The sequence below is a fragment of the Cupriavidus sp. GA3-3 genome (assembly GCF_000389805.1).
GTDB lineage: Bacteria > Pseudomonadota > Gammaproteobacteria > Burkholderiales > Burkholderiaceae > Cupriavidus > Cupriavidus necator_D.
The window spans coordinates 38,288-55,600 of the sequence record NZ_KB944505.1; the positions used below are offsets into that span (position 1 = coordinate 38,288).

18 protein-coding genes are annotated in these 17,313 nt (G+C 69.1%); 3 read left to right on the forward strand and 15 right to left on the reverse strand.

The window, feature by feature from the left end:
- Positions 1-8: 8 nt before the first annotated feature.
- The 10 genes from C265_RS30160 to C265_RS30205 all read right to left on the reverse strand — a co-directional run bounded on the left by C265_RS30160 (position 9) and on the right by C265_RS30205 (position 9,922).
- Positions 9-1,076: an acyl-CoA dehydrogenase family protein gene (locus C265_RS30160; protein WP_010813975.1), complete on the reverse strand. Its 1,068-nt coding sequence runs from the start codon at positions 1,074-1,076 to the stop codon at positions 9-11.
- Between the two features lie 20 nt (positions 1,077-1,096).
- Complete coding sequence (locus C265_RS30165; RefSeq protein WP_010813976.1) at positions 1,097-2,263, reverse strand: acyl-CoA dehydrogenase family protein; 1,167 nt, start codon at positions 2,261-2,263, stop codon at positions 1,097-1,099.
- Positions 2,253-3,044: an enoyl-CoA hydratase family protein gene (locus C265_RS30170; RefSeq protein ID WP_010813977.1), complete on the reverse strand. Its 792-nt coding sequence runs from the start codon at positions 3,042-3,044 to the stop codon at positions 2,253-2,255. The genes C265_RS30165 and C265_RS30170 overlap by 11 nt, the downstream gene beginning before the upstream one ends.
- A 19-nt stretch (positions 3,045-3,063) precedes the next feature.
- Positions 3,064-4,146 carry a nitronate monooxygenase family protein gene (locus C265_RS30175; protein WP_010813978.1) on the reverse strand — a complete coding sequence of 361 codons (1,083 nt, stop codon included), beginning with the start codon at positions 4,144-4,146 and terminating at the stop codon, positions 3,064-3,066.
- Positions 4,143-5,030 carry an enoyl-CoA hydratase gene (locus tag C265_RS30180; RefSeq protein WP_010813979.1) on the reverse strand — a complete coding sequence of 296 codons (888 nt, stop codon included), beginning with the start codon at positions 5,028-5,030 and terminating at the stop codon, positions 4,143-4,145. Before C265_RS30180 ends, C265_RS30175 begins: the two co-directional genes overlap by 4 nt.
- Positions 5,031-5,037: 7 nt before the next feature.
- Positions 5,038-5,838, reverse strand: coding sequence for a CoA-transferase subunit beta (locus C265_RS30185; protein ID WP_010813980.1), 801 nt, complete (start codon positions 5,836-5,838; stop codon positions 5,038-5,040).
- Positions 5,839-5,861: 23 nt separating this feature from the next.
- Positions 5,862-6,752 carry a CoA transferase subunit A gene (locus C265_RS30190; RefSeq protein WP_010813981.1) on the reverse strand — a complete coding sequence of 297 codons (891 nt, stop codon included), beginning with the start codon at positions 6,750-6,752 and terminating at the stop codon, positions 5,862-5,864.
- A 7-nt stretch (positions 6,753-6,759) separates the two neighbouring features.
- Complete coding sequence (locus C265_RS30195) at positions 6,760-7,656, reverse strand: VOC family protein (RefSeq protein WP_010813982.1); 897 nt, start codon at positions 7,654-7,656, stop codon at positions 6,760-6,762.
- 105 nt (positions 7,657-7,761) lie between these two features.
- Positions 7,762-8,478: an EthD domain-containing protein gene (locus C265_RS30200; protein WP_010813983.1), complete on the reverse strand. Its 717-nt coding sequence runs from the start codon at positions 8,476-8,478 to the stop codon at positions 7,762-7,764.
- Positions 8,479-8,734: 256 nt separating this feature from the next.
- On the reverse strand, positions 8,735-9,922 hold the full coding sequence (locus tag C265_RS30205) for a helix-turn-helix transcriptional regulator (protein ID WP_010813984.1): 1,188 nt from the start codon (positions 9,920-9,922) through the stop codon (positions 8,735-8,737).
- Between the two features lie 232 nt (positions 9,923-10,154).
- On the opposite strand from C265_RS30205, the gene C265_RS30210 reads away from it, so the two are divergent.
- Together C265_RS30210 and C265_RS30215 are read left to right on the forward strand one after the other, a co-directional pair.
- On the forward strand, positions 10,155-10,985 hold the full coding sequence (locus C265_RS30210; protein ID WP_010813985.1) for an SDR family NAD(P)-dependent oxidoreductase: 831 nt from the start codon (positions 10,155-10,157) through the stop codon (positions 10,983-10,985).
- A gap of 43 nt (positions 10,986-11,028) precedes the next feature.
- Positions 11,029-11,928 carry an NAD(P)-dependent oxidoreductase gene (locus tag C265_RS30215; protein WP_010813986.1) on the forward strand — a complete coding sequence of 300 codons (900 nt, stop codon included), beginning with the start codon at positions 11,029-11,031 and terminating at the stop codon, positions 11,926-11,928.
- A gap of 54 nt (positions 11,929-11,982) precedes the next feature.
- Here the strand turns inward: C265_RS30215 and C265_RS30220 are convergent, their stop codons facing one another.
- Genes C265_RS30220 through C265_RS30230 form a run of 3 tightly spaced genes read right to left on the reverse strand, consistent with a single transcriptional unit; the run spans position 11,983 to position 14,040 of the window.
- Positions 11,983-12,741, reverse strand: a complete 759-nt coding sequence (locus tag C265_RS30220; RefSeq protein ID WP_010813987.1) for a glucose 1-dehydrogenase — start codon at positions 12,739-12,741, stop codon at positions 11,983-11,985.
- 25 nt (positions 12,742-12,766) lie between these two features.
- Positions 12,767-13,624, reverse strand: coding sequence for an SDR family NAD(P)-dependent oxidoreductase (locus tag C265_RS30225; RefSeq protein ID WP_010813988.1), 858 nt, complete (start codon positions 13,622-13,624; stop codon positions 12,767-12,769).
- Complete coding sequence (locus C265_RS30230; RefSeq protein WP_010813989.1) at positions 13,621-14,040, reverse strand: nuclear transport factor 2 family protein; 420 nt, start codon at positions 14,038-14,040, stop codon at positions 13,621-13,623. The genes C265_RS30225 and C265_RS30230 overlap by 4 nt, the downstream gene beginning before the upstream one ends.
- Before the next feature lie 205 nt (positions 14,041-14,245).
- Between C265_RS30230 and C265_RS30235 the strand changes: the two genes are divergently transcribed.
- Positions 14,246-15,112 (forward strand): SDR family NAD(P)-dependent oxidoreductase, encoded by an 867-nt coding sequence (locus C265_RS30235; protein WP_010813990.1) that lies wholly within the window; start codon positions 14,246-14,248, stop codon positions 15,110-15,112.
- A 96-nt stretch (positions 15,113-15,208) separates the two neighbouring features.
- On the opposite strand, the gene C265_RS30240 is transcribed toward C265_RS30235, so the two are convergent.
- Together C265_RS30240 and C265_RS30245 are read right to left on the reverse strand one after the other, a co-directional pair.
- On the reverse strand, positions 15,209-15,673 hold the full coding sequence (locus C265_RS30240; RefSeq protein ID WP_010813991.1) for a nuclear transport factor 2 family protein: 465 nt from the start codon (positions 15,671-15,673) through the stop codon (positions 15,209-15,211).
- Positions 15,673-17,313 carry a FadD3 family acyl-CoA ligase gene (locus C265_RS30245; RefSeq protein ID WP_010813992.1) on the reverse strand — a complete coding sequence of 547 codons (1,641 nt, stop codon included), beginning with the start codon at positions 17,311-17,313 and terminating at the stop codon, positions 15,673-15,675. Before C265_RS30245 ends, C265_RS30240 begins: the two co-directional genes overlap by 1 nt.

Sequence of the window (17,313 nt, forward strand, 5' to 3'; positions counted from 1 at the left end):
CTTTGGATTCAGGCGAAGGTGGCGCCGGCGCCGATCTCATGCGCGCCGTCAAGGATGTGCGCGCCCATGCGCGCCTTGTGGAAGGCACGGTCGCCCCAGCTTCCCGCCAGGGCCCAGGCCCGCTTGGTGAAGATCTGCAGGTCCAGCTCCCAGGTGTAGCCCATTGCGCCATGCACCTGGATCGCCTGGCGCGCCGCGCTCCACGCGCAGCGCGCGGCGGCCACGCGGGCGTGCGAGACATGCAGGCCCGCGTCGGGCAGGCCGTGCGCCAGCGCGGCGGCGGCGCGCAGCAGCACCGGCCGGGCGAACTCGAGCTGGATCGCCACGTCGGCCAGCAGGTGCTTGACCGCCTGGTAGGCGCCGATGGCCTTGCCGAACTGCTTGCGCTGCGCGCTGTAGTCGATCGCCAGGTCCAGCATGCGCTGGGTCAGGCCCAGCTGCTGCGCGGCCACGCCAAGCGCGCCGCGGTTCAGCGCGCTGCTCCACAGGCCACTACCGGACGGGATCAGTTCGGACTCCGCGGCCGGCGTCCACGCCAGCTCGAACAGGCGGCGCGAAGGATCGAGCCCGGTGCGCGCCGTCAGCACGGCCTGGTCGGGCCGCAGCAGGTGCACGGCACCTTCGTGCGCGCACAGGATCGCGTCGGCGACATGGGCGTCGGCCACCAGCCGCTCTTGCGGATGCGCCACCGCCACGCGGGCATCGCCGGCGGCGATGCGCTCCAGCAGCGTGGCGCAGCGTTCGTGCGCCGAGGCGTTCGGCGCCGCCGCGAGCGCATCGCGCAGCAGCCCGGCCGCGACCAGCGCAGTGTCCAGCAAAGGCTCGGGCAGCGCAAAGTAGCCGCAGGCCTGCGCCAGCGGCGCCCATTCGACCTCGCCCAGCCCCAGTCCGCCCTGCTCCTGCGGCACCATCACCGCGGTCAGGCCCTGGTTGGCAAGCTGGCGCCACAGCGCGTCGGAGCGGCCAGACTCGGTGGCCCACAGCTCGCGCGTCAGTTCGGGCGTCATCTCGGTCATCAGGAAGCGCCGGATCGCCTCGGCAAACTGCTCCTGCTCTTCGGTCAATGCGAAATCCATGGTGTTTTCCCCGGGTGCCGTCATGCGCGCGGCATGCCGAGCAGGCGCTCGGCGACGATATTGCGCTGGATCTCGTTGGTGCCGGCATAGATCGGCCCGGCCTGTGAGAACAGGAAGCCATCCAGCCAGTGGCCGAGCGAACCCGGCGGCTGGCCGTCGGGCGCGACCTCTGCGGACTGCCCCAGGATGGCCAGCGCGGTATCGTGCATATGGATGTCCAGCTCGGACCAGAACACCTTGTTCGTGCTCGACTCCGCGCCGATATGGCCGCCGCGCACCAGGCGGCTCGCGGTGGCGTAGGTGGACAGCGTGTAGGCCTCGGCGTCCATCCAGGCGCGCAGCACCGCCTCGCGCAGCGACGGGTCGCGGTCCGCCGCCTCGCGGTTGGCCTGGTACAGCCTGACCAGCGCGCGCGCGGTTTCCTGGAAGCGCGCCGGCGAGCGCAGCATCAGGCCGCGTTCGAAGCCGGCGGTGGCCATGGCCACCTGCCAGCCGGCGCCTTCTGCGGCCAGGCGGTTTTCCACCGGCACGCGCACGTCGTCGAAGAAGATCTCGGCAAAGCCGGTCTGGCCGTTGAGCTGGCGGATCGGGCGCACGGTGATGCCGGGCGTGTCCAGCGGCATCAGGATGAAGGTCAGGCCATGGTGTCGGGTCGAGGCCGGGTCGGTGCGGAACAGGCCGAACAGCCAGTCCGCCCACACCGCCCGCGTCGACCAGATCTTCTGGCCGTTGATCACATAGTCATCGCCCTGCCGGATCGCGCTGCAGCGGATCGCGGCCATGTCCGAGCCTGCGCTCGGCTCGGACCAGCCCTGCGCCCAGACATGCTCGCCCGAGGCCATGCGCGGCAGGAAGCGCGCCTTCTGCGCCTCGGTGCCGAATTCCATCAGCGTGGGCCCGAGCAGGAAGATGCCGTTCTGGTTGACGCGCATCGGCGCGCCGGCTCGCCAGTACTCCTCCTCGAAGATCAGCCACTCGATCAGGTCGCAGCCGCGCCCGCCCAGCTCGGCCGGCCACGTGACCATGCTCCAGCGGCCCTGGTTGAGCGTGGCCTCCCACGCGCGGTGCTGGGCGAAGCCCGCTTCGGTATCGAAGCTCGCCAGCGGCGTGCGCGGCACGTGCGCGGCCATCCAGTCGCGCACCTCGGCGCGGAAGGCGCGCTGGGCGTCGGTGTATTCAAGCTGCATCGCGCTCTCCCTGCGCAAAGCGGGCTTCGCGGCCTTCGACAAAGGCGGCGCGCGCCTCGCCGGAATCGGCGCTCATGTAGGCCTGCAGCGTGAAGCCCTGTTCCCAGCGGTATTTGTCCTCCAAGTTGCCGTCTTCCACGCCGTTGAGCGCTTCCTTGGCCAGCTGCAGCATGGCCGGGCTCTTGGCGGCGATCTGGCGGGCCAGCGTCATGGCGGCCTCGCGCAACTCTGCGCGCGGCACCACGCGCTCGACCGCGCCCAGCCGGTACGCCTCGGCAGCATCGATCATCTCGCCGGTGAAGTACATCGCCCTGACCTTCTGCACGCCGAACATGCGCTGCAGGTGGGCGCCGCCGCCCATGGCGCCGCGGTCGATCTCTGGCACGCCAAAGCGCGCACAATCTGCGGCCACGATGATGTCGGCCGCGCCGCAGATGCCGATACCGCCGCCCAGCACGAAGCCGTGCACGGCCACGATGACCGGCTTGGGATTGCGATGCACGGCGCGGAAGGTGGCGTAGTTACCGGCGTTGACATCGACGATGCGCTGCGGGTGCGCGGCCAGCTCCTTGATGTCGACGCCGGCGCAGAAGCCGCGGCCTTCGCCGCGCAGCACGATCACGCGCACGGCGGGATCGGTGCCCAGCTGGTCGATCGCGGCGGCCAGCGCATGCCAGCCGGCGCAGTCGAGCGCATTGACTGGCGCATGGTCGATTACCAGTTCGGCGATGCCGTCGGCGGTGTCGATGCGGAACGGCCCGGTCTTTTTGTTCGTTTGCATGGTTTCCTCTGTCTGTGGGTCAGGCCGCTGCAGCCAGTCCGGCGCCAGCCAGCGCCGCCAGGCGCGCCTGTGCCTGCGCGGCCATGCCGGCCACGATCTGCTCGCAGGATTCGATGGCCCGGATCGCCGCGGCGGCCTGGCCGCTGGGCAGCACGCCTTCATCGGGGCATCCCTCGACCATCGCGCGCTGGATCAGCACCGGCGCGTTGGCGGCCATCAGGGTCTGGGCGGCGCTGTAGTCCTGCTCGCGCATCGCGCGCCAGGCGGTGGCCAGCATCTGCGCGCTGCGCATGCCGGTACGCGCCTGCCACTTGCGCGCGGCCGCCAGCGCCAGCCAGGTGCGCCGCAGCGGACCGGCCTTCTCCAGCGCCAGCAGCAGGTCGTTGTCGATCATTCGCTGCGGCAGGCCGTCAATGGCCAGCGATACGCGGATGCTGGCCGGGTCGCGCACCTTGACGTAGCGCTCCAGCGTTGGCGCCGGCACCGGCGATTCGGCCGACATCAGGAAGCGCGTGCCCATGGCCACGCCGGCCGCGCCGTAGGCCAGTGCCGCGGCCAGTCCGCGGCCGTCGAAGAAGCCGCCGGCGGCCACCACCGGCACGCTCACGCTGTCCAGCACCTGCGGCAGCAGCAGCGTGGTCGGCGTGCCGCCGGTATGGCCGCCGCCCTCGCCGCCCTGCACGGTGACCACGTCCGCACCCAGTTCCACGGCCTTGGCCGCATGCTTGGCCGCGCCCACGGTCGGCATGCAGACCACGCCGGCCGCCTTGAGCTTGCCGATCATCTTCGCGTCCGGGCCACGCCCGTAGCTGACGGCGCGCAGCCGGTGGCGGATCGCCATCTCGATCACTTCATCCGCGTTGGGCTGGAACATGTGGAAGTTGATGCCGAAGGGCCGGTCGCTGAGCGCCTTCACGCGCAGGATCTCGCGCTCGACCTCGCCGGGCGCAATGGTGGCGCCGGCCAGGAAGCCGAAGGCCCCGGCATTGCCGCTGGCCGCGACCAGCTTCGCATCCGCCACCCAGCCCATCGCCGTCTGCACGATGGGGTAGCGGCAGCCCAGCAGGTCGCACAGCACGGTGTGCAGGCTCGCGGTGCTCATGCCTTGTCCTCGCCGGTGCGTTGCGAAGCGGCCATGGCGCGCGCGTCATAGCCGCCGAGCTTGTCGCCGCTGACCAGCTCGTTGTGCGCATGGGCGAAGTGGTGCCAGGCAAACACCGCATCCATCGCGGTGCGCTTGCCCTGCAGGTCTTCCACATGGTTGACCGCCTGCTTGGTCAGCGTCAGGCCCAGCCGCGGCATCTGCGCGACCTTGGCGGCCATGCCGTAGACGGTGTCTTCCAGCGCGTCGCGCGGCACCACGCGGTTGACCATGCCCATGCGCTCGGCGCGTTCGGCGCCCATGCGCTCGCCCAGGAACAGGAACTCCTTGGCGATGCGCGGATGCAGCTCGTAGGGATGCGCGAAGTACTCGACGCCGGGAATGCCCATGCGCACCACCGGATCGGCAAAGAAGGCATCGTCCGACGCCACGATCAGGTCGCATACCCATGCCAGCATCAACCCGCCGGCGATGCAGGCGCCATGCACCATGGCGATGGTCGGCTTGGGCAGCTCGCGCCAGCGCCGGCACATGCCCAGGTAGACCTCCTGCTCGCGGGCATAAAGAAACTCGCCGCCCGGCTTGTTGACGTGGTCATACCAGAGCGAGGCACGCTCGAACGACTCGTTGATGTCGCGTCCCGGCGTGCCGATGTCGTGCCCGGCCGAGAAATGCTTGCCAGCGCCGCGCAGCACGATCACCTTGACCGCGTCGTCCGCGGCGGCGCGCCGGTAGGCCTCGTCCAGCGCGTAGGTCATCTTTGAGTTCTGCGCGTTGTGGAACTGCGGCCGGTTCATGGTCACGGTGGCAATGCCGTCCGCGACCTGGTAGAGCACCTCGGCATTGGGGCCAAGGCTGATGGCTTCGGTAGCTGGCGTTGTCATGTCGGCCTCACACGCGTCCGGAAGGATTGCCGCGCACGATGGCCGCGCGCAGGTTGTGCGGATCAAGCTGGGCGATCAGCCGCAGCTCTTCCGGTGTCGGCGGCGCCGTCTCCGGCAGGGCCTCGCCGGGCGTGTTCGCCAGCGCAAAGCCGGTGGCCGCCTGTACCTGGTCGAAGCTCGCCCCCGGGTGCAGCGAGCGCACGCGGATGGCATGGTCAGCCCCCCCGAAATCCATCACGCACAGGTCGGTGACAATCACGCGCAGGTCAACGAAGCTGCGCATGCCCTCCAGCCGGCGGGCCGGGTTGTAGCCGGCGCTGCAGACCATGTCGACTTCACCGGCGACGAACGCGCGCGTGCTGTGCGCCGGCACGAAGAAGGAATTGGCGTGGTGGATGCTGTTGCCGGGAAAGCCGCGCGCGCCCAGCAGTTGGGTCCTGGGCTGCGCATGGGTGCCGCCCAGGCAGGAAATATTGGCCTGGCCGAAGCGGTCGATCTGTGTCGGCATCACCAGCGCGTGGCGCCGCCCGCCCCACAGGCAGTCGAACACGCGCGAGTAGCCCATCCAGCCGCTGGCGCGCACCTTGTAGCCGGGCTCGCGCGGGCCCAGCGGCACCGGCGTTTCCACCAGGTAGGCCTCGCCGTCGGTCAGCAGCAGGCCCGGGTTGTGCGCAAGCCGCGCCAGGCCGGCGGCGATGCGCGGGCCGGTGCCGATGCCGGTGGCCAGCACCTCGCCGTCGTCGCGCCATTCGCGGGCGGCGGCGGCAATCATCAGCTCGGCGCGGGTGAATTCATAAGTGGCGCTCACGGTCGCTCCTTGGGTTGGCGGGTTCAAAGTACCGGCAGCGGGAGGTCGTGCACGTGGCCAAGGCCGCCGATGCGCTCCAGGTAGGCCGCTTCGCTCGCGCCCACCACCTCGTCGCGCCAGGTGCGGAAGCCGTCCTCGGCCTCGGCGCCGGCGCAGTACGCCTTCAGCGCGGGCAGGTCCCAGCCGTAGGCCGGCGCGCAGGAAGTGGGATGGGCGCCGCCGGGTGCGTGCACCACGCCGCTTACCAGCGAGCGCTCGAAGGCGTTGTTGCGCGCGCGCGCCAGGTCTTCGTCCTCGAGGCGCGGGTGCAGCGCTTCGCAGCTCACATAGCAGCGGTGCGCGGCGCGTGCGAACCATTCATCGAAGAACGGATCGGGCCCGTCGATGCGGGTGTTGCCGAGCACATCGCTGTCGTTCACGTGCAGCAGCGCGGCATCGAGCTCGATCGCCGGCATCGCCACCAGCACTTCGCCGTCGGCATAGGGCGAACGCACCGTCTTGAGCTGGGGATTCATGTCCAGCACGTCGGTGCCCAGCGCGGCGCGCGTCGGCAGGAACGGCAGGCGCGCGGCCGCGGCGCGCAGGCCCAGCTGCAGCATGCCTTCGTCAAGCTCCGTCACTTCCAGCACGCCGCGCTCGCGCGCCTGGCGGAAGTAGGGCTCGAGCGGAATCACGTCGAGCGAGACGAAGCCGAACACCAGCCGGCGCACCTTGCCGGCCGCGCACAGCATGCCCACCTCGGGGCCGCCGTAGGCGACCACGGTCAGGTCCTTCAGCGGCGAGCGCAGGATCTCGCGCACCAGCGCCATCGGCTTGCGGCGCGGGCCCCACCCACCGATGCCGATGGTCATGCCATCGGCGAGCTGGCCGACCACGTCGGCCGCGCTCATGGTCTTGTCGATTGTCTTGGTCATGATGTGTTTAGCGGTATCCGATGCTGAAGTCGTGTCCCCACAGGCTGACGCGCGTGGCCTCGTAGGCGGCGTGGTGGCTCCAGTCCACCTCCAGGCCGCCGTGGCCGAACTCGAGGTCGAAGCCGCCGGGGGTCTTCATGTAGAAGGAAGTCATGCGGTCATTGCAGTGCTGGCCCAGCGTGGCCGAGAGCTTCACGCCGTGCTGCTGCGCGCGGTCCAGCGCGCGGCCCACCTCGGCCATGTCCGGAACCTCGGCCATCACGTGGATGCAGCCCGCTTCCGACGGCATCTCGAAGATCGCCAGGCTGTGGTGGCGGGCGTTGCCGCAATGCAGGAAGTGGATGCGCTTTTCCGGTTCGGCCGGGTCATTGGTAAAGCGCACGCGGAAGATGTCGGACAAACCGAAACCCATCACCTCGCACAGGAAGGCATAGGTCTCGTCGAAGGCCGGCGCGGGCAGGACCGCATGGCCCGCCCCCATCGGGTCAGTGACGAAGCGCGGCACGCCCACCGGCGAGATAAAGCGCAGGAAGTCCGAGCGCATGCCCCAGGAGATCTCATGGCGGTTGCCCGAGGGATCGGCAAACCAGGCCATGGCCTGCACGCGGCGCTGTGCCAGTTCCGCGGCGCTGGCGTGCACGACCTCAACGTTCGCCTGGCGCAGCGTGTCGAGCGCATGGCGGTAGGCCGGCTCGTCGGCAAGCTCCCAGCCCGATGCCAGGTAGCGGTCGCGCGCGCCCGGCACCACCAGGTAGCGGTAGTCGCGCTCATCCATCTTCAGGTACAGCGCACCGCCGGGGGCGCCGGAACAGGTCATGCCCAGCACCTGTTCGGCATAGTGCCGCCATTGCCCCAGGTCGGTGGACTCGACCACGATGTAGCCAAGCGCACGGATATCCAACATGCCGGTCTCCTCAGGTTCGTTGCCACTGCTGGCTGATGGGACCATTCTTCCGTGCGCTGGAGCCCGGCACATCGTCCAGTGGGACTAGCCGGTCCGGCGCGGGCGTCACGCCGCTGCCGGGCGCACGAGGTACTGGCTGGTGGGGATCACGTCGATCTTGTCGAAGTCGATGAAGCGCTGGCAGCTTTCCATCATGGCCTGCAGGTTGCGCTGGAACTTGTCTTCGTCGCCGGCCGCGTCGAAGAACGCCTGCGGGTCGGTCATCGCCGCATCGGGGAAGCCCTCTTCGACAATGGCGTCGTAGTGCGGCGCGGCGTAGGTGAGCGGCCGCACCACTACGTTCTGCACGTAGAGGAAGTTGTCCTGGGTCTCGACCGCCACCGGCGTGTGGTGGTTGTGCCAGATGTCCAGCCAGGCCTGCGGCGTAAGCCGGGGCGGCCGGGTAAGGAAGGCAAGCTGCGCGAAGCCGGGCGTGCGTTCGCCGGGCGCGGCCGGGAAACGTGTATTGCGAATGGGCTGGGACTCGGTCACGAGGTAGCCGGCCATGCGGCCCACGGCGGCCGCGATCGCCTGGTCGAACGGCTGCCGCAGGCGGTCGATGGCGCTGTCCATCCAGACCGAGACCAGCCCGTCCATCTGCGGGCGGGTATTCGCCTGGCGCAGGCCCGCGGCCGGCAACACCGCGTCATCGGCCACGTTCACCTGCAGTCCGCGCGCGCCCAGCGCCAATAGCTTGTCCGCAAGCGTCGTGCGCAGCCGGCGCGCGAACTCCCCCGGCTCGGTCTGAGAATCGCGCCAGACGATATAGATGACTTTTTCCATGCTCCACGCTCCCTGGTACAGGTGCCGGCCGGGGCCGGACAGGTTGATGCGTGCGCGGAACAGGACCAAGCGCGGACAGCACGCGTCGCTGCGTCCGTCTGAGGTGCCATCCGTGTGCCGCGCCCGCTTGTCGGATGCATGCTAGGGGCGCGCATGGCGGGACTCATCCTCCATTCGGACTAGGAGAACCGATCGTCGGGCCACGAGGGAGTTACGCGTGCCCTGGAACACGCGTGCGTGGATGACGCCCTGGCGCTCAGCCGAGCGTCACCACACTGCTCAGCAGCATGCGCACCAGCGTGGCCTGCCGCGTGACCCCGGTCTTGGAGAAGATCGCGCGCAGGTGGGCGCGCGCCGTGTTCTTGCTGGTGCCCAGCGCCTCGGCGGCTTCGTCGAGCGTCATGCCGTCGGCAAGCACCAGCGCCAGCGCGGTCTCGGCGGGCGTGAGGTCGAACAGCTTGCGCACCACCTCGTGCGAGGCGCGCGACTTGCGCTCGGGATCGCGGATAAAGACCGCGCAGGCCGGGCGATGGCGGTGGTCTTCGGACCATTCGCTGAGCGGAATGGTGCGGATCAGCACGCCCAGCTTGCCGCGCCCCGAGGGGCGGGTGATCGACATGGCTTCGGCCAGCGCCGGCGCGCTGCCGTGATGCCCCATCTGGGCGCGGCGCAGCAGGTACTGGAACTTGCGGCTTTCCTGTGCGTAGGCGATCTCGAAGTTGGCGCCGTTGAGGCGGATGCCGTCGTTCTCCGCCAGGATCTCGTCGGCTTCCGCATTCTTCTTCAGGATTGCGCCGGCTGCGTCGAGGATGACCATGCCCACCAGCATGCGGTCGATCGCGCCCGCATAGAGGCTGCGCTCCGATTCGACCACATCCAGCCTGGAATGCAGCCGGACCGCGCGCCTCAGGTGCGGCAGGATGGTGGCGCACGCCGCCTTGTCCACCTCGGAGAAGTCCTGCGCGTCGTGCTGGCGGCAGACGCGCAGCCGGCACTCGACCCCGTCTTCGGTGCGGATGTCGGCGCCCAGCAGGTAGCGCACCCCAAGCGGCTGCAGGAACTGCCGGTAGATCTCGCTGCGGCACCAGTTGCCGGCGCCCATCGCTTCGTCGACCGTCACGGCCCGGTCCGTGGGCAGGTTGATAAAGGGATCGATGGCGTAGTAGTAGGTGTTGTACGACGCCTCGGCCTCCAGCGAAGTGCCGTCCTGCGACGCGTGCACCGCGATGCCACTGCGGTCGCTCGCGGGCGAGCGCAGGATGAAGCTCACATAGCTGGCACCAAGTTGCTTGCGCAGCATTTCCAGCGCGCGGCCCCAGGGCACGGGTTCCATCGGCCCTTCGTAGACCGCCGCCAGCAGCGCGCTGAATTGCGGCAGGCTCAGTCCGGACTGCGCAAACCAGGGCGACGCCACCCCTTGCGCCTCAACGGTCGCCATCAACATTGTCTGTCTCCTGTTTCCTCGCCCCATGCATGGACTGGCCGGTGCTCTGCGGCACCTGGGCAGCGCAGATTATAGGGAGGCTGCCTGCCGATGTCCGGCGCGCGGCGCCCTTGTTCGCCCTGGTTTGCACCATCTAAGTGTTTTCCCTGACCTGCAATCGGACGATGCCGGTCCCGCCTGCCGCCGATCAAATGGCCGCACACCACAGGGCAACCGAAGGAGAACGACTCAGATGGATTTCACCGACAAGACCGTGCTGGTCACCGGCGGCGGCGCCGGCATCGGGCTCGCCACCGCGCAAGCCTTCCTGGAACAGGGTGCGCGCGTGGCGCTGATCGAGATCGAAGCACAGCGCGCCGGGCAAGCCCGGGAGTTGTTGAACAAGCCCGGCACGGAAGTGCTGGTGGTACAGGGCGATGCCACCGATGCCGGCACCGTGCGCGAACTGGCTGCGCAGGTCGAACAGCGTTTCGGGGTGCTGGACGTGCTGGTCAACAACGTCGGCGATTTCCTGCGCATCGCCAAGCCGTTCGAGCACTATGCCGACGACGAGATCGCCAGCCTCTACGCCGCCAACCTGGGCCACGTCTTCACCGTCACGCGCGCCATGCTGCCGCTGCTGCGGCGCAGTGGCGCCGGCAGCATCGTCACGGTGTCGTCGATCGAGGCCTTCCGCGGCATTCCCTACTGCAGCGTCTACGGCGCCTTCAAGGCCGCCATCACCGGCTTCACGCAGAGCCTGGCGCTGGAGCTGGCGCCGGCGGGGATCCGCGTCAACCTGATCGCCCCCGAGACCACCGAAACGCCGCAGGTTCCGGTGTCGCAGATGGTCGCTGCAGAACACCAGCACCATATCCCGCGCTGGATTCCGCTGGGCCGCTTCGGCACGCCGCGCGACATTGCCGACGGCATCCTGTTCCTGGCCAGCGAGCGCGCGGCCTGGATCACCGGCACGGCGCTGCATGTCAATGGCGGCGCGCTGGCCGCGGCCGGCTGGTATCGCGACCCCAAGGGCGCGTGGACCAACATGCCGGTCATCGGCGGCAACGGCATGAACCTCTGATGGCCGCGCACCGCGGCCACACCACCCCACCAAGGAGACAAGCATGAAGATACTGATCGTCGGCGGCACCGGCATGATCGGGGGCCACGCGGCCCTGCACCTGCGCAGCCGCGGGCACGAGGTCACCATCGCGGGGCGCAACCGCCCCGCGCCCGGCACGGCGCTGGGCGGGCTGGACTTCCTGCGCTGCGACTACATCGCCAACGACGTGCCGGCCGCGCAGCTCGGCGCTTTCGACGCGCTGGTCTTTGCCGCCGGCAACGATGTGCGTCACGTGCCGCCTGGCGGCGACGAGGCCGCACACTGGGAACGCGCCAACATCGAGGGCGTGCCGCGTTTCCTGCGCGCGGCGCGCGCTGCCGGGATCCGGGTCGCCGTCTACGTCGGCAGCTTCTACCCGCAGGCACAGCCGCAGCTGGCCGAGGACAACGCCTATATCCGCTCGCGCAAGCTGGCCGACGAAGGCGTTCGCGCGCTGGCCACCGATGCCTTCCGCGTGAGCAGCGTGAACGCGCCGTTCGTCGTGGGCACGGTGCCGGGCCTGATGGTGCCGATGTTCAAGGCCTATACCGACTACGCGCGCGGCAACTTTGCGCCGATGCCGGATTTCGCGCCGCCCGGCGGCGTCAACTTCATCTCGGCCACTTCGCTCTCGGAAGCGATCGAAGGCGCGCTGTTGCGCGGTGAAAACGGCAAGGCTTACCTGGTAGGGGACGAGAACCTGTCGTTCCAGGACTATTTCGGTGCCTTCTTCCGCGACGCGGGCCGCCCGGTGCCGCCTGTCATCGACCAGGAGCATCCGTTGCTGCCGGACTCGGCCATCTGCTTCGGCCGGGGCAACACGCTCTACTACGAGCCGGATGCGGCCGAAGCCGCCCTGCTCGGCTATCGCCGCCGCGACATCCTGCGCACGGTCGGCGAGATCGTGACGCAGTACAGCTAGCCGTACGCTGCGGCGGCCCGCGCAAGCAGAACGCCGCAGCCGGCCTTACAGGCTTTATAGCCCCGAGATCAACTGCGCGTTATCGATGCGCAATTCGGCGCCATTGATAAAGCGCGACGCGTCCGAAGCCAGGAACAGGACCAGGTTGGCCACATCCTCCGGCTGGCACATGCGTGCCATCGGGTCCGTACCGATACCAAGCGTGGCCGGATCCAGGTCCGGCACCAGCGCCTGCGTCATCGGCGTCCAGACGCCATCGGGATGGATCGAGTTGCAGCGGATCCGGTAGCCGTTCTGCTTGCAGTGCACGGCCACGCTGCGCGTCAGTGCGGTAACGGCGCCCTTGGCGCCGCTGTATGCGCACATCATGGGCAGCCCGCCCAGCGCCGCCACCGACGACATCACCACGATGGAGCCCCCGGCGGGGTTGCCCTTCATTGCCTGCACACCGAACCTGCAGCCCAGGAAATAGCCGTCGGCATTGACGCGCATGACCTGCCGCCAGCTGTCGAGCGAGGTTTCCTCGATTGACCCGAGCGGACAGATGGCCGCATTGTTGACCAGCACGTCGAGCCGGCCGAAGCGGTCCTGCGTGGCGGCCATGGCTTTGCGCCAGTCCTCCTCGCTGGCAATGTCGTGGCGCACGAACATGGCCGCATCCCCGATCTCGCGGGCCAGTGCCTGCCCGGCCTCCTGGTTGACATCGCTGATGACCACGCGCGCGCCTTCGGCCGCCAGCATCAGCGCGTCGGCGCGCCCTACCCCGCTGGCCGCGCCGGTGACCAGCGCAACCTTGTCCCTGACTTGATGCATCGTTTCTCTCCTTGAGTTGCCGGCGTCAGCCGGCTTCGGGAATCCTGCCGGCCAGCACGGCCTGCAGCGCGGCTTCGCCATACACCGCAGCCACGGTTTCATCGAGGATGGGATTGCCGCGCAGTTCGCTGCCACCGTCCACGGCGATGCTCTGGCCGGTCACCCAGCCCGATTCCGGCCCCGCCAGGTAGCGCACCGCACTGGCAATGTCGTCCGGTTCGCCGGCGCGGCCCAGCGGCATCTGCGCGACGAACTTGTCGAGGATGGCCGGGTTGTCGAACATCGGCCCGGTCGCGCCGGAGCGGGTTAGCCCCGGCCGCACCGCATTGACGCGGATGCCGCATCCCGCCAGCTCCTCGGCCGCGGTGCGCACGAACGCTTCCAGCCCCGCCTTGGCGGCGCAGTACGCCGACAGCCAGCGGCAGGTCATGCGCGCCGCGTTCGACGAGATACAGACGATGGTGCCGCCATGCGGTGCCATCAGCGGCGATGCGTGGCGCACCGCCAGGAATGCGCTGGCGATGTTCAGCTCCAGCTCCGCCATCAGCGAGGCCGCGTCATGCATCAGCAGCGGACGGAAGCCGCCCCCACCAACGGTCGCGACCACGATATCGAGGCGCCGCTGCAGCTCCCAGGCTTGCTGCAGCGCGGCCTGCACGTCATCCTCGCGGCAAGCGTCGCCGGCGCTGATTGCCACGGTGGCGCCGGCCACCTGCGCGCACAGGCTGCGCCGTGCCGCTTCCAGCGCTTCGCCCCGCCGCCCCATGAGGACCACCGTCGCGCCGTCGCGCAGCAGCGCCAGCGCGCTGGCCGCACCGATGCCGCCGGCGCCGCCGGTGACGAGGGCTGTCTTGCCTTCCAGTACACGGGTCGTCGTCATCATGCCCCTCGCAGCGGCAGGTCCTGCGTCCAGTCCACCACCAGCTCGCGCGCGGCAACGCGCCACTGGCCGTCGCGCCGCACGAAGCGGTCGTGGTAGCGGATGCCCCAGTCCAGCTTGCGCGGCACGCCGTCCTGTTCGTACAGGTGGTTGGCCACGCAATAGGTCTCGCCGGTCGCGGTATCGCCATCGACTTCGACCAGTTGCTGGTGCACGTGATGCTGCGTGGCGCTGTACTGGCCGAGCGATGCCATGCCGTCAGCAATCGCCTGCGCTCCGTCCATGCGGAAGCCCGGCCCGCTCAGCCATGCGTCCGCCGTGAACAGCGCTGCCAGTTTCGGGAAATCGCGCCGGTCCACCGCCTGCGCATAGCGGCAGGTCAGGGCATGGATGGCTTCCTTGCACTCCAGTTCAGACATGGCCAGTCTCACTCCTTGTTGTGACCGCCAGCGCCGCGATACGCCGCGCGGGCAGTCGTTGGGATGGGGACTATCGTCGGCCTTGCCGCGCCGGGGGCCATCGTCCGCGTGGAGTATCCGGACCGGGTATCGCTTAGTCCGAACGAAGGATGTCGCGATGCCGTGCCCGTTCCAAGCTTCGATGACATCAATGAAGGAGACACACATGAAGCAGGCGGAACAGGCCATCGTCGCCGTCGTCACGGGCGGCTCGCGCGGTGCCGGCAGGGGCATTGCACTGGCGCTCGGTGCGGCAGGCGCCACGGTGTACGTGACCGGACGCACCGAGCAGGAAGGCAGCGCGCCGCTGCCCGGCACCATCCACGCCACCGCACGCGAGATCGATGCGCTGGGCGGGCGCGGCATCGCGCTCGCGTGCGATCATCGCGACGATGCGCAGGTGGCGCGTCTGTTCGCGCGGGTGCGAGAGGAATCCGGTCGGATCGACATCCTGGTCAACAATGCGACCTTCCTGCACGACGAGCTCATCATGCCGGGGCCGTTCTGGCAGAAGCCACTGGAGATGGCCGGCATCCTCGACGTGGGCCTGCGCTCAGGCTACGTCGCCAGCTGGCATGCCGCGCCCATGATGGCCGCGCAGGGCCGCGGGCTGATCGTGTTCACCTCGTCATTCGGTGCCAACTGCTATATGCACGGTCCGGCCTACGGCGCGCAGAAGGCGGGCATCGACAAGTTCGCGCACGACATGGCGGTCGACCTGCGGCCCTACGGCGTCGCGGCGGTGTCGCTGTGGATGGGGCCGCTGCGCACTGCGCGCACACTGCGGGTATGGGAAAAGCATCCGGACAAGTACGCGGGCTTCGCGCCGGTGGCGGAGACGCCGGAGTTCACGGGGAGGATTATCGATGCGCTGTACCGCGACCCTGCGCTGATGGAAAAGTCCGGCCGGGTGTTGATTAGCGCCGAGGCGGCGCTGGCCTATGGCATCGTCGATGCGGAAGGGGTGCAGCCGCCGTCGTACCGGCAGGCACTGGGCGGGCCCCCGCCGGTGCATCCGGCGATTGTGGAATAGGAATTGGGCGCGCGCGAGCGTTGGAAATTGCCACCACCTCTCGCATGCGCACCCCTCTCCCGCAAGCGGGAAAGGGGTGCAAACAAGCGCTGCCTCCTACCCTCCCTGCGACACCAACCCCGTCGTGAACATCGTCGAGCGAATCAGCCACGCACCATCGATCCGCACATACTCATCCGCATAACGTCCCGTTAGAAAGGTACGCGAACCACTGGCATCATCCAGCGCCAGGTAGGCCAGATCCCAGCTGCCCTGCGCCAGATTGTCATCCAGCACACGGATATCCCCCTGCCCCGCAAAATGCATCTCCCGCAGCGTCGGCCGGCACGCCAGTTCCGCAAAGCACTGCACCAGTGCCTCGCGCCCGGCAAAGCTGCCGATCCGGTCATAGTGGATATGCGCGTTGTCCGGCACGAAACAGGCGCGCATCGCGTCAGGATCCTTGTCATCGCAAGCGCGCAGGTAGCGCAGCTTGAGCGCGCGGATCGCCTCCGCGGCTTCCAGCCGCGCGACGCGGTCGGCAATGGCGGCAATGTCGGTCATGATCGGTTCCTTGTTCATCAGGCTTCACGCAACTGGTACTTCAACACCTTGCCTGCCGCGCTGACCGGCAGCGACGTCACGAACAGCACCTCGCGCGGCACCTTGTAGTTGGCCATGTGCCGGCGCGCCCAGGCGATCAGGGTTTCGGCGTCCACGCGCGCGCCGTGGCGCAGCACCACGTAGGCACGCCCCACTTCACCGAGCCGCTCGTGCGGGATGCCCACTACCGCCACCTGGGCCACGGCCGGATGCGCCACCAGCAGCTTCTCCACCTCCGCCGGATAGCAGTTGAAGCCGCCCACGATAAACATGTCCTTGATGCGGTCGGTGATGCGCAGGTAGCCGCGCGCATCGAGCGTGCCGACATCGCCGGTATGCAGCCAGCCTTCGCTGTCGATGGCTTCGGCGGTGGCTTCGGGCAGGCCGAAGTAGCCCTGCATCACGTTGTAGCCGCGCACCAGCACCTCGCCCGCCTCGCCGGTGGCGGCCGGCTGCCCCTGCCCATCGATGCAGCGGATCTCGATGCCCGGCATGGCGCGGCCGGAGGTGGCGGCGACGGTTTCGGCGTCGTCGCCGGCGCGGGTCAGCGTGGCAAAGCCGCACGACTCGGTCAGGCCGTAGCCGGTGATGATGGTGTCGAAGCCCAGTTCGTCGCGCATGCGCTGGATCAGCGCGGGCGCGATCGCCGAGGCACCGGTCACCGCGACACGCAGCGACGACAGGTCGAACTCACGCAGGCGCGGCGCGTTAAGCAGGGTCTGGTAGAGCGTCGGCGGCCCGGGCAGCACCGTGATGCGTTCGTTCTCCACGCGCGTCATCACGGCCTCGGCGTCGAACACCAGGTGGGGCAGCACCGTGGCCCCGCGCGACAGCGCGGCGAGCCATCCGGCCTTGTAGCCAAAGGTATGGAAGAACGGATTGACGATCAGGTAGCGGTCGCCCGGCCGCACCCCGGTGATGGCGGCCCAGCCGTCGACGGCACGCAGGTTCTGCGCGTGGGCGGTCATCACGCCCTTGGGACGCCCGGTGGTGCCCGAGGTGAACATGATGTCCATCAGCGTGTCGCCGCGCACCCCGTCCTCGCGCTTGGCGAACGCCGCCATGTCCGCCTGTGGCGCCAGCGCGAGGAAGGCTTCCCAGGCCAGCTCGTCGGGGCCGGGCGTCCGGCCCTGCCCGGGGCGCAGGATCACCAGCCGCTCCAGCGTGGCGGGGCGGTGTGGCGCCAGCATCTGCGGATAGCTTTCGCCGAGGAAAGCGTCGACGCAGAACAGCAGGCGCGCGCCGCTGTCGGCCAGCACGGCGCCGGCCTCGGCCCCCTTCATGCGCGTGTTGAGCGGCACCAGCGCCGCGCCTATGCTGTGCGTGGCCAGCGCCGCGATGATCCATTCGGAGAAGTTCGGCGCCCAGACGGCAACCCGGTCGCCGGGCTGCACACCCAGCGCCATCAGCGCCCGGGCCGCCTGTATCCGGCTGGCGTCGAGCGCGGCGTAGGTGAGGCGCAGCCCGTCTTCCTGGATGGCGATGCGCTCGCCGTGGCGCCTGGCCGCGCGCCGCACCAGCTCGGGAATGGTCGCGGCAATGTCGTCGTTGGCGGCGGCGAGGTCGAGGTCGAGGCCGGCCGGTGCCGCAATGGCGTCGATGATGTCAGATGGGGTCAT

What these genes read in the sequence shown, in the direction of transcription:
- C265_RS30160 (WP_010813975.1), bottom strand. Translation starts at nt 1,076, where the DNA reads ATGGATTTCGCATTGACCGAAGAGCAGGAGCAGTTTGCCGAGGCGATC.
- C265_RS30165 (WP_010813976.1), bottom strand. Translation starts at nt 2,263, where the DNA reads ATGCAGCTTGAATACACCGACGCCCAGCGCGCCTTCCGCGCCGAGGTG.
- C265_RS30170 (WP_010813977.1), bottom strand. Translation starts at nt 3,044, where the DNA reads ATGCAAACGAACAAAAAGACCGGGCCGTTCCGCATCGACACCGCCGAC.
- C265_RS30175 (WP_010813978.1), bottom strand. Translation starts at nt 4,146, where the DNA reads ATGAGCACCGCGAGCCTGCACACCGTGCTGTGCGACCTGCTGGGCTGC.
- C265_RS30180 (WP_010813979.1), bottom strand. Translation starts at nt 5,030, where the DNA reads ATGACAACGCCAGCTACCGAAGCCATCAGCCTTGGCCCCAATGCCGAG.
- C265_RS30190 (WP_010813981.1), bottom strand. Translation starts at nt 6,752, where the DNA reads ATGACCAAGACAATCGACAAGACCATGAGCGCGGCCGACGTGGTCGGC.
- C265_RS30195 (WP_010813982.1), bottom strand. Translation starts at nt 7,656, where the DNA reads ATGTTGGATATCCGTGCGCTTGGCTACATCGTGGTCGAGTCCACCGAC.
- C265_RS30200 (WP_010813983.1), bottom strand. Translation starts at nt 8,478, where the DNA reads ATGGAAAAAGTCATCTATATCGTCTGGCGCGATTCTCAGACCGAGCCG.
- C265_RS30205 (WP_010813984.1), bottom strand. Translation starts at nt 9,922, where the DNA reads ATGTTGATGGCGACCGTTGAGGCGCAAGGGGTGGCGTCGCCCTGGTTT.
- C265_RS30210 (WP_010813985.1), top strand. Translation starts at nt 10,155, where the DNA reads ATGGATTTCACCGACAAGACCGTGCTGGTCACCGGCGGCGGCGCCGGC.
- C265_RS30215 (WP_010813986.1), top strand. Translation starts at nt 11,029, where the DNA reads ATGAAGATACTGATCGTCGGCGGCACCGGCATGATCGGGGGCCACGCG.
- C265_RS30220 (WP_010813987.1), bottom strand. Translation starts at nt 12,741, where the DNA reads ATGCATCAAGTCAGGGACAAGGTTGCGCTGGTCACCGGCGCGGCCAGC.
- C265_RS30225 (WP_010813988.1), bottom strand. Translation starts at nt 13,624, where the DNA reads ATGATGACGACGACCCGTGTACTGGAAGGCAAGACAGCCCTCGTCACC.
- C265_RS30230 (WP_010813989.1), bottom strand. Translation starts at nt 14,040, where the DNA reads ATGTCTGAACTGGAGTGCAAGGAAGCCATCCATGCCCTGACCTGCCGC.
- C265_RS30235 (WP_010813990.1), top strand. Translation starts at nt 14,246, where the DNA reads ATGAAGCAGGCGGAACAGGCCATCGTCGCCGTCGTCACGGGCGGCTCG.
- C265_RS30240 (WP_010813991.1), bottom strand. Translation starts at nt 15,673, where the DNA reads ATGAACAAGGAACCGATCATGACCGACATTGCCGCCATTGCCGACCGC.
- C265_RS30245 (WP_010813992.1), bottom strand. Translation starts at nt 17,313, where the DNA reads ATGACCCCATCTGACATCATCGACGCCATTGCGGCACCGGCCGGCCTC.